This is a genomic window from Mycobacterium sp., from assembly GCF_036488105.1.
Lineage (GTDB): Bacteria > Actinomycetota > Actinomycetes > Mycobacteriales > Mycobacteriaceae > Mycobacterium.
The window spans coordinates 20,184-34,123 of record NZ_DASXHW010000337.1 but is presented as its reverse complement, the minus strand read 5'-3'; the positions used below and the strand labels follow the sequence as shown (position 1 = coordinate 34,123).

Here is a 13,940-nt window from a genome sequence, read left to right as displayed (position 1 = left end):
GTCGATCTCGGCGCAGAACTAGGACCCGGGACGTCGGCGCACGAGCACCGACTGCTGAATGCTGCCCACGGCTCCGGTCTCGTCGAACAGCGTGCCCACGGTCGTGCCGATCCCGTCGGGTCCGTAGTTGGTCTCGGCCCGGATGCCGACCCATTCGCCGTCGGGAATCCGGTGCACGTGCACGACGAGGTCGTTGTTCAAGAACGTCCACTTATTGATGTCGATTTTGGAGCCGATGCCGTTGGCGCAGTCGGCGACCGCGAACAGTCGCTCCAACTGCGTCATCGTCTCACCGGCGACGAGGTTCGTGGTCGGCTTGATCCACGACTCGCCCGGACCCTCGTTGAGCGGGTTGGTCAGCCAGCGCCAGTCCAGGCTGTGCACATAGTTGCGGTCGAAGTTCTTGGCGAGATCGCGGCTGCGCGCCTCGCTCAGCGGGGCCGGCAGCGGTGCGGAGGCGTGCAACAGGTCGGCGGTGTCGAGCTGCTGCAGCCGCCAACCGGTGGCCCGCGCCGTCGGCCGGGGCTGGCCGTCGGGCCCCAGGGCCAGCGTTTCGGCGCTGATCAACTCGATCTGCTTGCCGGGACGTTCGACCTTCGAGCGAACCCACATGTCACCGTCGGCCGGTACCGGTCCCAACAGGTCGATGGCGATCCGGCTCAGCCGGGTGTCGTCACGGGCGGCGCAGCGTTCCAGGGCGCGGACCAGAAGCGCCGACACCGGCCCGGCATGCTGGATGTCCGCTGTCCAGGTGCTGCGCACAAGGTCTGTGGCACAGAACTTTTCGCCCAACGGGTCCGCATCGTCGATCAGCTCGTAATAGGAATCGGTCATCGTTCACCGTTCACACCGGCGGCAGGAGTATCCACGATCACCGTGTCGACCCGGGACAGCCGGGTACCGATCAGGCGCTTGGGGTAGGCGTCGCTGCTCGACAACATGAACAGCGTGCGGCCGGCGGATCCGCCGAGCACGCAGGCGATCGCCGCGCGATCGCCGATGTCGATCCGATGCGTCACCTCACCGCCGTCGACGATGCGCTCGAACTGGTGCGCCAGCGTCATCGCCGTCCACACCCCACCCTCTGCGTCGAGGCAGATCCCGTCGGGCGGCCCGTCCAGGCCATCGGCGAAGACTCGTCGATCGGACAATGCGCCGTCGGCGCCGATGCTGAACGCGGTGAGACGCCGGCCGATCGACTCGGCGACGATCAGGGTCCGGTGGTCGGTGGTGATGGCCATGCCGTTGGGGAAATCCAGGTCGCGCGCCACCACGCTGACCGTGTCGTCGGGATCGACCCGCAGGATGACGCCACCACTGAAGGCCTGCGACCCGATGTAGGCACGGCCGTGGCCGTCGACGACCAGGTCGCCGAGGTCGGCCGGCGCCACAGCGCTCAAATCGGCCACGGTGTCGACGGTTTCGCCGTCATAGCGCAGCAGCCGCCGGTCTTCGGTGGACGCGATCAGCAGCGTGCCGTCCGGCCGGAACCCCAGACCCGACGGCGCATGCCCGGGCAGCGGCAGCGTGGTCATCGATCCGCTCAGGGTGACGGTATGCACGGCTTCGCCGAGCATGTCGGAGAACCACAACAGGCCCTCGAACCAGCGCGGGCCTTCGCCGAAGCAGAACCCCGTCGCCAGCGGGGTCAGCCCCTCAACCATCGCCGTCATACTGCGTCGCTCCTTTGCGGCGGTAAAACTGAGCAGCCGGTTGCCCAGCTGGCTTTACAGATTATCGTATAAATGTCACGCGGTAGTTTGCAGGGACGTCGTCGGCGCTCAGCTAAGGAAAGCGGCAGATGCATTTCAACATCACCCACCCGATGCACAGCCACCCCTACAACCCGGAGTTGGTCACGGGCGAGGGCATCGCGAAAGTGGCCGCTGCCGCCGAGGCCGCCGGTATCCACGGCTTCGGGTTCACCGACCACCCGGCGCCCACTCAGCGCTGGCTCGAAGCCGGCGGACACGACGCGCTGGACCCGTTCGTCGCGATGGGATACGCCGCGGCCCGCACCACCACGCTGCGGCTGATCCCGAACATCGTGGTGCTGCCGTATCGAAACCCGTTCGTAGTGGCCAAGTCTGGCGCAACGCTGGACCTGCTCTCCGGTGGCAGGTTCACTCTGGCCGTCGGCGTCGGCTATCTCAAGCGCGAGTTCACCGCGCTCGGGGTGGACTTCGAGGAGCGCGCTGCATTGTTCGACGAGGCGCTCGATGCGATCCGGGCCATCTGGACCTCCGACGACGTCACCTTCGAGGGCACCCACTTCAGCGCTCACGGCATCACCGCGCATCCCCGACCGGTCAGCGATCCGCATCCGCCGATCTGGATCGGTGGCAACTCCGGGGCCGCCCGCCGCCGGGTCGCCGAGAAGGGTGACGGTTGGTGCCCGTTCGCCGCGCCCCCACAGCTGGCGCAGACCGCGCGCACCGCGGCGATGGATTCGGTGGAGGCGCTCGCTGCCGGCATCGATGATCTGCGCCGCCGACTCGACGAGGCAGACCGGGACCCCTCGACGATCGATATCGTCTTCGGCAATTTCGAAGGGGGCAGCCCGGCCGACGACGACTTCAACGCCGATGCGTACCTGGGCGGCCTGGAACGGCTGGCCAAGCTAGGCGTGAATTGGCTGCAGGTGGGTCTGCCGGGCGACAGTCTGGCGCACGCCCTCGAAGTCCTCGACCGTTTCAAGACCCAGGTGATAGAGGCTTTGTGACGAGCGGGAGGCTTTACAAGTTTTAGCGAGAATGTCATTCTCGCTAGGTGACAACAGACTCTGAGCAGACGCACTGGTCGGTCGCCGGCCTCCTGGACTTGCTCGACGCGCGCCCCGCCGACGACGGCCGTTTTAAAGCCGACACCGGGATCGCCGCCGAGGACGAACGTCAGGTCGTCGAGGGCACCCAGGTGCTCGCGCAGGTGATCGTCGCGGTGGCCAAACGGTTTCCGGAGAAGTCGGTCCGCTCGGTGCACGCCGTGTTCGCCCGTGCGGTGGTGGTCGGGCCACCGGTGGAGTTCGACATCGACGTCGTCGCCGAGGGCCGTTCGACGGCGACCGCGGTGGTCAGCGTGGCGCAGGGCGGGCGTCGCGCCATCACGGTGACGACGCTGCTCGACGTGCCGTGCGACGACGTGATCCGCCACCACCTGCCGCGACCAGAGGTGGCCGCGCCCGCCGACGCCAATGACGGGGCGATGCCGATGGCCGGCAGGGAATTGCGACTGGTCGACGTGGTCGACGTGAACAGCCCCGACGAGGTCGGGCCGCCGGAGCTGTATGCCTGGCTGCACTACGACCAGATCCCCGCCCGCGATGATCTGGCCAAGGCGCTGATCGCGTATTTCACCGGCCACCTTGGCATTTCGACCACAATGCGCGCCCACGAGGGCATCGGTACCGCCCAGTCGCACCTAACCGTTTCGACCGCGCCGATGACGATCTCGGTGAGCTTCCACGAGCCGGTGTCGTGGACCGGATGGCTGCTGTACACACACGAAAGCACTCAGGTCGGAGCGGGGATGTCCTATGTCCGCGGCGCGGTGCACACCGAAGAGGGTGAGCTGATCGCCTCGTTCGCCCAGGACGCGCTGATCCGCCCGCTGCGCACCACCGATACCGCGATCAAAACCGAAGCGCGGCTGTAGTAGTCATGGATTTCTCGACCGTCGAGCTTTCTCCCGATGACCGCGAATTCCGCGATCAGCTCAGGGCGTTCCTGACCCAGATCGTCACCGACGACGTGATACGCCGGGACCGGGAGAGTGGGGAGAACTTCGACGAGGGCGTGCATTTGGCGCTGGGCGCCAAGGGCTATCTGGCTGCCGACTGGAACGACGAGTCCGACGGCGGGTTCAGCGCGCTGCGCCGGCGCATCTGGGATTTGGAGATCGGTCGGGCGCACACTCCGTGGTTCCACTGGGGCACCACCGCCGTGGTCGCGAAGATGGTGCGCGAGTTCGGGCCGCCGGAACTCACCGAAGAGGTGCTGCCCGGGGTGCTGTCCGGCGAGATCCGGTTGTGTCTGGGCTACACGGAGCCGGAGGGCGGCTCCGATGTGGCGACATGCAAAACCCGTGCGGTCCGCGATGGCGACAACTGGATCATCAACGGCTCCAAGATGTTCACGTCCAACGCGCACAACGCGAAATATGTATTCCTGCTGACCAACACCGACCCTGACGCGCCAAAACACAAGAACCTGACCATGTTTCTGGTGCCGCTCGACACGCCGGGCATCGACATCCAAGCCATTCGCACCATCGACGGCGACCGCACCAACATCGTCTTCTACAGCGACGTGCGGGTGGACGATCGATACCGCATCGGCGCTGTCAATGGCGGCTGGGGAGTGTTGCGGGGTGCGCTAGACGTCGAGCACGGCACGGTCGAAACCGAAGATGACGGGTTGCAAAGGCTCGCGGTGATGAGCGAGCATCTGATCCTGATGGCCGAGGCGATCGACGCGATCGCCGCGTTGGCCACGCAACCGCGCGCCGACGGCCGCCGCCTGCTCGACGACACTTCGGTGGCATATCGGTTGGGCCGCAGCGTTGCTCGCACCGAGGCCGCGTTGAGTACCCCGGGGATGTTCGGCCGGGTGGCCAACGCGCAGACCATGCGCGACGTCGCACCGGACCTGATGGACATCCTGGGCACCGCATCGGCGCTGCCGGTCGAGACCGAGGGTGCCGCCGACGACGGCGGCGCCGAATACATCTTCCGGCTGGCCTCGCCGGTCGGTATCTACGGCGGCACCCTGGAGGTGTTCCGCAACATGATCGCCCAGCACGCCCTGGGGCTGGGACGGCCCAACTATTCGCCGCCGAGGTCCTGAGACTCCGGCAACTCGGCGATGACGTCGGCGCGAGCGGCGTCGAAACTGAAGAACCCCTTGATCGGCAGGCTCTCCGGCAGCGGGTCCAGGTAATTCCACGCCACGTCCGCGATCTCCGTATCACCCACGACCGCAGACCAATACGTGGCGTGGCCCTTGTAATTGCAGTAGGTCGACGTATCCGTCTGTCGCAGAAGCTCAGTGCGCACATGCGAGGGATCGACGTAGAGGCGGGGCTCGAGCGCCGTCTCGAACACAATCACCGTGTCGTCGGTGTCCACCAGCGTCGTCCCGGCCGCCATGACGCGAAGACGGCGCTTTGTCGGCCGGCAATCGACGCGGTGATACGGGTTGGGCGGGTAGTGCACCAGGGTGCGTCCCTCTTCGGTCCAGAGGTCCACCGCGTCCCACGGCACCTGGACGAATCCGGCTGCCTCCGACACCGGCTCACTGGGCAGATCGACGACCTCGTCGGCGGGAAATGCGTAGCTGAGCGGGTGATCTGGCCGATGCACCAACAACGCGTGCTCGGTGTCGATCATCGTGCGCCCGTTTTTCACCGCCTGAACCCGCCGGGGATGCGGTTCGACGTAGACCACGCCGGCTGGAACTTTCGGCGAAAACCAACCTGCCGGAGCACTGCTCAGCGGCCCATGCCCGGTGACCATGCTCATGGAGCATGAGCGTACGCGTGGCATGGTGTGTGGCATGGCCGGACCGATGGAGGGCATCAACGTCGTGGAGCTTGGCGTCTGGGTGGCCGGGCCTGCGACGGGCGGCATCCTTGCCGACTGGGGCGCCGACGTCATCAAGATCGAACCGCCGACCGGCGACCCGGCCCGGATGTTCGGCCGCATGCTCGGCCTCGACGTCGACGTCAGCCCACCGTTCGAGATGGACAACCGGTCCAAGCGCAGCGTCGTCATCGACCTGACAACCGAGGACGGTCGCGGCACCGCGCTCGAATTGATCAGCGGCGCCGATGTTTTCATCACCAATGTTCGGCCCGGGGCGTTGCGCCGCCTCGGCCTCGACTACGAGTCGCTTGCCCCGGACCACCCGCAGCTGGTGTACGGGCTGATCACCGGCTACGGCGAGACCGGGCCGGACGCCGATCGGGCCGCCTACGACGTCGCCGCGTTCTGGGCGCGCGGCGGGCTGGCCCACCTGCTGACCCGGCCCGGTGAGACGCCGCCGTTCCAGCGCGGCGGGATGGGCGACCATTCCGCCGGCATGACGCTGGCCGCAGCCGTCTGCGCGGCGCTGGTGTCTCGTGACCGCACCGGAACCGGTCAGCTGGTCAGCACCTCGCTCTACCGCCAGGGCGCCTACACCGTCAGCTTCGACCTGAACACCTACCTGATGTCGGGCCAGCCGATCGCGATCGGGCAGCGCGAAAAGATGTTCAACCCGTGCATGAACAACTACGCCACCGGCGACGGCCGGCGGTTCTGGATCGTCGGGCTGGAAGTCGACCGGCACTGGCCGCCGCTGTGCCGCGCCGTGGGTAGAGCCGAGTGGCTGGATGATCCGCGATTCGCCGACGCGCGGTCACGCGCCGTCAACGCCGTCGAGCTGATCGGCGAGCTGGATCAGATCTTTGCTACCAAGACTCTCGACGAGTGGGCCGAGGTCTTCGCCGGTGAACCGGATTTCTTCTGGTCACCGGTCAACACCATCGAAGATGTCATCGCTGACGAGCAGTTTCATGCCGCCGGCGGCATGGTCGACGTGCCAGACGGACCCGCCGCCGTGCCGATGGTCGCCACACCGGCGGATTTCCACGGCACGCCGTGGGCGCCGCGGGCGTGCGCGCCGCGGCTCGGCCAGCACACCGACGAGGTCCTCGCTGAGCTCGAGGCGCGGCGCCCGTCCTGACCCAATCGAAACTTTACAGATTGAGGTAGAAGTGTCACGCTGAGTCGACCGGGTTATCGAACGCGCTGTGGCGTTCGACTGCTGAAGGGACGTGATGGGAACCTTCGAGGTGGACTTCGAGAATCGACGGCCACAGGCTCAGCATTGCGACGGCTCGGTCAAGTATCGACTCGACGTCGTCGCTTCCAGCCCCGCCGATGTGGTGGGCTGCATCGGCGGCTGGCTCTACGACCGGGTGCGGGCTGGCTGGGACGTCAACGTGCTGTTGCCGCAGCGCTGCGACAGCCGTCCGCTGCAGATCCTCGGCATCCAGGTGGCCGGCCTTGACTGGCAGATCCTCTCCGCGAGCAAGGAATACGCGGCGCGCGGCTTGGCGGTCAGTGCCGACATGTTCGCCTCCGACGCGCGCATTCGGCAGGAGGTGTTCACCGCACTGGACCGCTGGATGACGGAATTGACTCTCTGGCATGACGATTGGCCACTCACCGTCGGGCGCCGGACCGCCACGGTGCAGCATGTGCTCAGCGGTGCCGCACGCGCGTTCAAGCGTCACGCGATCGCCGCGGCCGGGATCCCGGGCAGGGTCGGTCCGACCGAGACACTGCGCTCCGACATGAAAGCGTCTTTGCCGGTGGATTCCGAGCTGATCCCGGTTGGCTGATGCGCATGTACTACAGGGCCGCGCGCTGCGGCGAGCGTTCTACGGGGCCTAGCCGCGTCGAGTGTGAACGATACGACGCGACACGCCCCAGCGGCGCAGTCAGATTCACACTCGCTGAGATCAGAAGGTGATCAGCTGGCGGACCGCGGTGCCGTCGGCCAGGTTGTCCATCGCGGTGTTGATGTCCTCGAGGGTGATCCTCGAGGAGACCAGCGACTCCACCGGCAGCCGGCCCGAGCGCCACAGCTCGACGAACTGCGGGATGTCGCGGTCGGGCACCGCCGACCCGAGGTAACTGCCGATCAGCGAACGCCCTTCGGCGACAAAGCCCAACGGGGACAAGCTGATCCGGGCGTCCGGCCGCGGCAGGCCGACGGTGATGGTGCGGCCCCCGGCGGCGGTGAGCGCGATGGCCGTCTCCAGCGCGGCGGGGTGGCCGGCGGCCTCGACGACAACGGCGGCCTTGACGCCGGCGTCGGTGGCCTCTTGCGGGGTGTAGGCCTCGTGCGCTCCGAGAGTGCGCGCGCCGGTGAGCTTTTCGGGCAACTGGTCGACAGCGACCACATGTACACCGGCATAGGAGAGGGCGGTCATCACCGCGGCCATCCCGACGCCGCCGAGGCCGACGACGGCCACCGACTGCCCCGGCTGCGGCTTGCCGACGTTGAGCACCGCGCCGCCACCGGTCAGCATTGCGCAGCCCAACAGCGCGGCGACGGGTGGGGGAACGTCACGATCGACCGGCACGACGCTGGCCCGGTTGACCACGGCGTGCGTCGCGAAGCCGGACACCCCCAAGTGGTGAAAGACCTTGTCGTCGCCGCGTTTCAGCCGCATCCCGCCGCCGAGCAACGTGCCGGCGTTGTTGGCCGCGCTGCCCGGCTTGCAGGGCGTCAACCCGTCGGTGACGCACGCCGCGCAGTGACCGCAACGCGGCAGGAAGGTCATCACCACCCGCTGTCCGACTTCCACGTCGTTGACGCCGTCGCCGACCTTCTCGATGATCCCGGCCGCCTCGTGACCGAGCAGCATCGGCGTCGGCCGCACCCGGTTGCCGTCCACCACCGACAGGTCGGAGTGGCATATGCTCGCGGCCTCGATGCGCACCAGCAGTTCGTCGGCGCCAGGCGGGGCCAGCTCGACGTCGGCGATGGTGATGGGCCGCGACGTCGCGAACGGCCGAGGCAATCCGATCCGCTCCAGTACGGCGCCCCGGATTTCAAGCATGGTCGAATACAACCATGCCTTCGTTTTCTGCGGTGCCGCCGCACTCTGACGGGCTCACCAGTCGAGACTTCCCGGTGCATTGGCCGGTACTGACCCGATGGGCCGACAACGATATGTTCGGCCACCTGAACAACGCGGTGTACTACCAGCTTTTCGACACCGCGATCAACGGCTGGATCCAGACCAACGTCACGCTCGACCCGGTGACGGCGCCGGCGCAGGGGATCGTCGCCGAATCGGGCTGCCGCTACTTCTCCGAACTGCACTTCCCGGAGCGGCTTGTCGTCGGGGTGGCCGTGACCCGGCTCGGCAACAGCAGCGTGACTTATCGGCTCGGCGTCTTCCGGGGCGCCGAAGAGCCGGCTGCCGACGAGCCGCAGGCCGTCGCCGCGGTCGGCCACTGGGTGCACGTGTACATCGACAAGGCCACCCGCCGGCCGACCCCCGTCCCCGACGACATCCGCGCGCTGCTGTCGACGGCCTGCGTGAGTTAGCGGTCGAAGCGTTCTCGTTATGCTCGGCCAATGCCTTTTGTCAGCAAGACCGTTGAGGTCGCCGCCAACGCCGACACGATCCTGGCCATCGTCGCCGACTTCGAGTCCTACCCGGAGTGGAACGACGGAGTTCAGGGCCTGTGGGTGCTGGCCCGCTATGACGACGGGCGCCCAAGCCAGCTGCGTCTCGATGCCAAATATGAGGCCATCGAGGACAGTTTGATCCAGGCGGTCTACTACCCGAGCCCGACGCAGATTCAGACCGTGCTGCAGCAGGGCAACCTGTTCAAAAAGCAGGAGCAGTTGTTCAGCGTGGTGGACACCGGCTCGTCAGCGCTGCTGACAGTGGACTTGGATGTCGAGCCGTCGATGCCGATACCCGCACCGATGGTGAAGCAGTTGGCCGGCAACGTGTTGGACTACCTCGCCGAGAACCTCAAGAAGCGCGCCGAGGACCTGGCGTCGTCAAACGGCTAGTCCCAGATTCCGCTGCTTTGCAACCGTTCGGTGAGCCGGTGCGCGCCGTCGGTGAATTGCCTCGCGGTGTGCTCGACGACCGCGGCGGTGTCCCGGCGGCGCAACGCCGCCACCACATCCCGGTGGTTCTGCACGGCGGCGGCACCCCACTGCGGGTCCGCGGCGTACACCATCAACGGCATGTACCGAGCCACGTGCAGCAGGAACCACGCCAGCTTGATCCGTCCGGTGGCGTGGTTGAAGGCTCGGTGAAACGCGAACTCCGTCGTCGCGATCGCTTCGATGTCGGCAGCGGCCACGGCGGTGGTCAGCAGATCGGTGAGGTGTTCGAGATCGTCGATCTCGGCGTCGGTGATGCGCTGGGCCGCAGACGCGGCGAGTTCCCGGGCGATGGTCGACTGCACCCAGAAGATGTCGTCGATGTCCTGGCGGCTCAGTGGCAACACGACGTGGCCGCGGTGTGGCTCGAGTTGCACCATCCCCTCGCCCCGCAGCTTCAGCAGCGCCTCGCGCACCGGAGTCGCGCTGACGCCGAGTTTGGCCGCGGTCTCGTCGAGCCGGATGAACGTCCCGGGCCGCAATGCGCCCGACATGATCGCGGCCCGCAGGTGGCCGGCGACCTCGTCGGACAGCTGCGCTCGGCGCAGCGGAAGCCGAGCCTCCCGCTGCGCGGCAGGCCGCCGTGCCGCCGATTCGCTGAGGGCGGTCATCGGGGTTGTCTTCGTGACGCCCAGACCATAGTGTGACCCAGACAACACCAAGTTTTATCAAATATCAACTTAAGCACAGGGCTTAGCAACGAGAAGGGGAGCGACCAGTTGACCGCGCAGTTGACCGGCCATGGAGCTCATGACACCCGCGACGCCGGCACCGAGCAGCCGTATTTGGCGCGCCGGCAGAACTGGGTCAATCAACTCGAACGGCACGCATACATGCAGCCGGGCGCGACTGCGCTGAGATTTCTGGGCAACACCGTCACCTGGGCCGACCTTCGCGACCGGGTCGCGGCACTGGCCGGAGCCCTGGGCCGCCGAGGGGTCGGCCCGGGCGACCGGGTGATGGTCTTGATGCTGAACCGCACCGAGTTCGTCGAATCGGTGCTGGCGGCCAACATGATCGGGGCCATCGCCGTCCCGGTCAACTTCCGGCTCACGCCGTCGGAGGTCGCGTTCCTGGTCGAGGACTGCGGGGCGCGGATCATGATCACCGAACCGGTTCTGAGCGCGGTGGCCGCCGGCGTCCGCGACATCACGTCGGTGCTCAACACCATCGTGGTGGCCGGTGAGACCGCCGACGAGGGTCTACTGGCCTACGAGGACCTGGTGAACGAGCCGGGTGAGCCGGCCCGGCCAGCGGATGTGCCCAACGAATCGCCGGCGCTGATCATGTACACCTCCGGCACCACCGGCCGGCCCAAGGGTGCGGTGCTGACCCACACCAACTTGACCGGTCAGACGATGGCCAACCTCTACACCCACGGCGTCGCCGCCGATGACATCGGCTTCATCGGAGTCCCGTTCTTCCATATAGCCGGAATTGGCAACCTATTAACCGGACTATTGCTGGGGCTGCCCACGGTGATTCATCCGCTGGGCGCATTCGACCCCGGCCACCTGCTCGACGTCCTGGCCGCCGAGAACGTCACCGGGATCTTCCTGGTCCCCGCTCAGTGGCAGGCGGTTTGTAGTGTGCAGCAGGCGAATCCGCGTGATGTGAGGCTGCGGGTGATCTCTTGGGGTGCCGCGCCGGCATCCGATACCCTGCTGCGACAGTTGTCGGAAACCTTCCCCGGGTCGCAGATTTTGGCCGCGTTCGGTCAGACCGAGATGTCGCCGGTGACCTGCACGCTGCTCGGCGAGGACGCGATCAGAAAGCTCGGTTCGGTCGGCAAGGTGATCCCGACCGTGGCGGCTCGCGTGGTCGACGAGGAGATGAACGATGTGCCCGTCGGGGAGGTCGGTGAAATCGTCTATCGCGCACCCACATTGATGAGCGGCTACTGGAACAACCCGGAAGCGACCGCGGAGGCGTTCGCGGGTGGCTGGTTCCACTCCGGTGACCTGGTCCGGATGGACAACGAAGGCTACGTGTGGGTGGTCGACCGAAAGAAGGACATGATCATCTCCGGTGGCGAGAACATCTACTGCGCGGAGGTGGAGAACGTCCTCGCCAGTCACCCGGAGATCATCGAAGTCGCGGTCATCGGTCGTCCACATGAGAAGTGGGGTGAAGTGCCGATCGCGGTTGCGGCCGTAACGCGAAGCGGCCTGCGCATCGAGGACCTCGATGAGTTCCTCGGAGAGCGGCTCGCGCGCTACAAGCATCCCAAGGGTCTGGAGATCGTCGACGCACTGCCGCGCAACCCCTCGGGCAAGGTGCTGAAGACAGAATTGCGGACGCGTTATGGGGCTTCGGCTGTGCCTCAAAGCGCCTCAGCGTCAACGGATCCAGGGCAGAACGGATGAACCTGACATAACGAAAAACCCGCAGGTCAAATTGACGAAAGGCGAATTACGCCGATGCCATGCACGCCCACGAGCCCATCGGGTACAGTCCTGTGGTCCGCCTTACTACCAACCAGTAGGGAGACGGAGATCACACAAATAGGGACGGGGCGAGGAGGAGTTGTGCGAGACTTTTCGCCGCTCCCCCGCAAGGCGCAGGGTCGCGGCGGAAGGGGGGCCCAGTGACAACGACGCAGCCTCGAGTCACTGACTACGTCCGTGACCAACTAGGCCCACCGCTCGTCCTCGTCGGCGGCTTTTTCCGGATGTGTGTGTTGACCGGAAAAGCGTTGTTCCGCTTCCCATTTCAGTGGAAAGAATTCATCCTGCAGTGCTGGTTCATCCTGCGGGTCGCACTGCTGCCGACGATGGCAGTGTCGGTGCCGGTGACGGCGCTATTCATCTTCACGTTCAACATCCTGCTGATCCAGGTCGGCGCCGCTGACATCTCAGGGGCCGGCGCGGGTATCGCCGTCATCACCCAGATCGGCCCGATCAATACCGTGCTGGTGATCGCCGGCGCGGTCTCGACGGCCATCTGTGCAGACCTCGGTGCGCGCACCATCCGCGAGGAAATCGACGCGATGGAAGTGCTTGGCATTGACCCCATCCACCGGCTGGTGGTTCCGCGGGTGCTGGCCTGTGCGCTGTGCGGGATGCTGCTCAACGCTCTGGTCAGTATGGTCGGCCTGGTCGGCGGATTCCTGTTCGGCGTCTACATGCAGAACGTGTCGGCCGGCGCATATCTGGCCACGCTGACGCTCGTCACCGGGCTGCCCGAAGTCGTGATCGCGACGATCAAAGCGCTGGCCTTCGGGCTCATCGCAGGACTGGTCGGTTGCTACCGCGGCCTGACGGTGAAGGGTGGTTCCAAGGGACTGGGTACCGCCGTGAACGAAACCGTGGTGCTGTGCGTGGTCGCGCTGTTCGCGGTCAACGTGGTGCTGACCACCATCGGCGTGCGATTCGGAACGGGGTTCTGACATGTCGACCGTTCAGGTATTGCGCGGGCGCTTCCCGCGGGCGTCCGCCACGCTCCGTAAGTACGGCGAGTCCGCGACCAAACCGCTCGACGAGGCCGGCAAGATCGGTTGGTTCGCGGTCATCGGTGTCCGCGACATGGTCTGGGCGCTCACCCGCTACCGCAAGGAAATCCTGCGGCTGATCGCCGAGGTCGGCATGGGCACCGGTGCCATGGCCGTCATCGGTGGTACCGCGGTGATCATCGGTTTCGTGACGATGTCGGCCGGTTCGCTGGTCGCGATCCAGGGCCTGGCATCGCTGGGCCACATCGGTATTGAGACCCTGCTCGGGTTCGTCGCCGCCTTTATCAACGTCCGGCTCGTCGCGCCCATCGTCACCGGCATCGCCCTGGCGGCCACCGTCGGCGCCGGCGCCACCGCCGAGCTCGGCGCCATGCGGATCAGCGAGGAGATCGACGCGCTCGAGGTGATGGGCGTCAAGTCGACGGCATACCTGGTGTCGACCCGCATGCTGGCCGGACTCGTCGTGATCATCCCGCTGTACTCGGTCGGTCTGATCCTGTCGTTCCTTTCGCCGCAGATCGTCACGACCTTCTTATACGGACAGACGTCCGGTACCTACGAGCACTACTTCCGAACGTTCTTGCGCCCCGACGACGTGTTCTGGTCCTTCGTGGAGGTGATCATCATCGCCGCGGTGGTGATGTTGTCCCACTGCTATTACGGCTACAACGCCAGCGGCGGTCCCGTCGGTGTGGGCGAGGCGGTCGGCCGTTCGATGCGCTTCTCGTTGGTCGCAAATCCCATCGTCATCCTGTTGGCCGAAATGGCGCTCTACGGCGTCAATCCGAACTTCAACTTCACGGTGTAGGCGC

Annotated in this window: 15 protein-coding genes; 10 read left to right on the top strand and 5 right to left on the bottom strand. The window is 66.3% G+C overall.

Annotated features, from left to right (window positions below; genetic code table 11):
* Positions 1–18: 18 nt before the first annotated feature.
* Both VGH54_RS18090 and VGH54_RS18085 read right to left on the bottom strand, forming a co-directional pair.
* Positions 19–834 (bottom strand): thioesterase family protein, encoded by an 816-nt coding sequence (locus tag VGH54_RS18090; RefSeq protein WP_331513452.1) that lies wholly within the window; start codon positions 832–834, stop codon positions 19–21.
* A complete protein-coding gene (locus VGH54_RS18085) occupies positions 831–1,664 on the bottom strand; it encodes an SMP-30/gluconolactonase/LRE family protein (protein WP_331513497.1) in 834 nt (277 codons plus the stop codon). Before VGH54_RS18085 ends, VGH54_RS18090 begins: the two co-directional genes overlap by 4 nt.
* A 137-nt stretch (positions 1,665–1,801) precedes the next feature.
* Between VGH54_RS18085 and VGH54_RS18080 the strand changes: the two genes are divergently transcribed.
* The 3 genes from VGH54_RS18080 to VGH54_RS18070 are packed head-to-tail and all read left to right on the top strand — an operon-like array spanning position 1,802 to position 4,841.
* Positions 1,802–2,722: an LLM class F420-dependent oxidoreductase gene (locus VGH54_RS18080; RefSeq protein ID WP_331513451.1), complete on the top strand. Its 921-nt coding sequence runs from the start codon at positions 1,802–1,804 to the stop codon at positions 2,720–2,722.
* A gap of 47 nt (positions 2,723–2,769) precedes the next feature.
* Entirely contained in the window at positions 2,770–3,651 is an 882-nt protein-coding gene (locus tag VGH54_RS18075) for an acyl-CoA thioesterase (RefSeq protein ID WP_331513450.1), read from the top strand.
* Between the two features lie 5 nt (positions 3,652–3,656).
* A complete protein-coding gene (locus tag VGH54_RS18070) occupies positions 3,657–4,841 on the top strand; it encodes an acyl-CoA dehydrogenase family protein (RefSeq protein WP_331513449.1) in 1,185 nt (394 codons plus the stop codon).
* Here the strand turns inward: VGH54_RS18070 and VGH54_RS18065 are convergent.
* A complete protein-coding gene (locus VGH54_RS18065; RefSeq protein ID WP_331513448.1) occupies positions 4,820–5,515 on the bottom strand; it encodes a DUF427 domain-containing protein in 696 nt (231 codons plus the stop codon). The two genes, VGH54_RS18070 and VGH54_RS18065, sit on opposite strands and share 22 nt — an antisense overlap.
* Positions 5,516–5,549: 34 nt before the next feature.
* Between VGH54_RS18065 and VGH54_RS18060 the strand changes: the two genes are divergently transcribed.
* Positions 5,550–6,719 (top strand): CoA transferase, encoded by a 1,170-nt coding sequence (locus VGH54_RS18060; RefSeq protein WP_331513447.1) that lies wholly within the window; start codon positions 5,550–5,552, stop codon positions 6,717–6,719.
* 94 nt (positions 6,720–6,813) lie between these two features.
* Entirely contained in the window at positions 6,814–7,380 is a 567-nt protein-coding gene (locus tag VGH54_RS18055; RefSeq protein WP_331513446.1) for a hypothetical protein, read from the top strand.
* Positions 7,381–7,500: 120 nt separating this feature from the next.
* Here the strand turns inward: VGH54_RS18055 and VGH54_RS18050 are convergent, their stop codons facing one another.
* Positions 7,501–8,607 (bottom strand): alcohol dehydrogenase catalytic domain-containing protein, encoded by a 1,107-nt coding sequence (locus tag VGH54_RS18050; protein WP_331513445.1) that lies wholly within the window; start codon positions 8,605–8,607, stop codon positions 7,501–7,503.
* A 14-nt stretch (positions 8,608–8,621) separates the two neighbouring features.
* On the opposite strand from VGH54_RS18050, the gene VGH54_RS18045 reads away from it, so the two are divergent.
* Both VGH54_RS18045 and VGH54_RS18040 read left to right on the top strand, forming a co-directional pair.
* The gene (locus tag VGH54_RS18045; protein ID WP_331513443.1) at positions 8,622–9,101 is read left to right on the top strand and encodes a thioesterase family protein; all 480 of its coding nucleotides are present in this window, start codon (positions 8,622–8,624) and stop codon (positions 9,099–9,101) included.
* Positions 9,102–9,131: 30 nt separating this feature from the next.
* A complete protein-coding gene (locus VGH54_RS18040) occupies positions 9,132–9,578 on the top strand; it encodes an SRPBCC family protein (RefSeq protein ID WP_331513442.1) in 447 nt (148 codons plus the stop codon).
* On the opposite strand, the gene VGH54_RS18035 is transcribed toward VGH54_RS18040, so the two are convergent.
* Positions 9,575–10,288 (bottom strand): GntR family transcriptional regulator, encoded by a 714-nt coding sequence (locus VGH54_RS18035; protein ID WP_331513441.1) that lies wholly within the window; start codon positions 10,286–10,288, stop codon positions 9,575–9,577. The two genes, VGH54_RS18040 and VGH54_RS18035, sit on opposite strands and share 4 nt — an antisense overlap.
* A gap of 108 nt (positions 10,289–10,396) precedes the next feature.
* On the opposite strand from VGH54_RS18035, the gene fadD5 reads away from it, so the two are divergent.
* The 3 genes from fadD5 to VGH54_RS18020 all read left to right on the top strand — a co-directional run bounded on the left by fadD5 (position 10,397) and on the right by VGH54_RS18020 (position 13,936).
* On the top strand, positions 10,397–12,043 hold the full coding sequence (gene fadD5, locus VGH54_RS18030) for a fatty-acid--CoA ligase FadD5 (RefSeq protein ID WP_414688739.1): 1,647 nt from the start codon (positions 10,397–10,399) through the stop codon (positions 12,041–12,043).
* Positions 12,044–12,348: 305 nt separating this feature from the next.
* Positions 12,349–13,065 carry an MlaE family ABC transporter permease gene (locus tag VGH54_RS18025; RefSeq protein ID WP_414688743.1) on the top strand — a complete coding sequence of 239 codons (717 nt, stop codon included), beginning with the start codon at positions 12,349–12,351 and terminating at the stop codon, positions 13,063–13,065.
* A 1-nt stretch (position 13,066) separates the two neighbouring features.
* The gene (locus VGH54_RS18020) at positions 13,067–13,936 is read left to right on the top strand and encodes an ABC transporter permease (RefSeq protein ID WP_331513439.1); all 870 of its coding nucleotides are present in this window, start codon (positions 13,067–13,069) and stop codon (positions 13,934–13,936) included.
* The last annotated feature ends 4 nt before the right edge of the window (positions 13,937–13,940 follow it).

Coding starts and splice junctions, on each gene's coding strand:
- VGH54_RS18090 (WP_331513452.1), bottom strand. CDS start 834: ATGACCGATTCCTATTACGAGCTGATCGACGATGCGGACCCGTTGGGC.
- VGH54_RS18085 (WP_331513497.1), bottom strand. CDS start 1,664: ATGGTTGAGGGGCTGACCCCGCTGGCGACGGGGTTCTGCTTCGGCGAA.
- VGH54_RS18080 (WP_331513451.1), top strand. CDS start 1,802: ATGCATTTCAACATCACCCACCCGATGCACAGCCACCCCTACAACCCG.
- VGH54_RS18070 (WP_331513449.1), top strand. CDS start 3,657: ATGGATTTCTCGACCGTCGAGCTTTCTCCCGATGACCGCGAATTCCGC.
- VGH54_RS18065 (WP_331513448.1), bottom strand. CDS start 5,515: ATGAGCATGGTCACCGGGCATGGGCCGCTGAGCAGTGCTCCGGCAGGT.
- VGH54_RS18060 (WP_331513447.1), top strand. CDS start 5,550: ATGGCCGGACCGATGGAGGGCATCAACGTCGTGGAGCTTGGCGTCTGG.
- VGH54_RS18055 (WP_331513446.1), top strand. CDS start 6,814: ATGGGAACCTTCGAGGTGGACTTCGAGAATCGACGGCCACAGGCTCAG.
- VGH54_RS18050 (WP_331513445.1), bottom strand. CDS start 8,607: ATGCTTGAAATCCGGGGCGCCGTACTGGAGCGGATCGGATTGCCTCGG.
- VGH54_RS18045 (WP_331513443.1), top strand. CDS start 8,622: ATGCCTTCGTTTTCTGCGGTGCCGCCGCACTCTGACGGGCTCACCAGT.
- VGH54_RS18040 (WP_331513442.1), top strand. CDS start 9,132: ATGCCTTTTGTCAGCAAGACCGTTGAGGTCGCCGCCAACGCCGACACG.
- VGH54_RS18035 (WP_331513441.1), bottom strand. CDS start 10,288: ATGACCGCCCTCAGCGAATCGGCGGCACGGCGGCCTGCCGCGCAGCGG.
- VGH54_RS18025 (WP_414688743.1), top strand. CDS start 12,349: ATGTGTGTGTTGACCGGAAAAGCGTTGTTCCGCTTCCCATTTCAGTGG.
- VGH54_RS18020 (WP_331513439.1), top strand. CDS start 13,067: ATGTCGACCGTTCAGGTATTGCGCGGGCGCTTCCCGCGGGCGTCCGCC.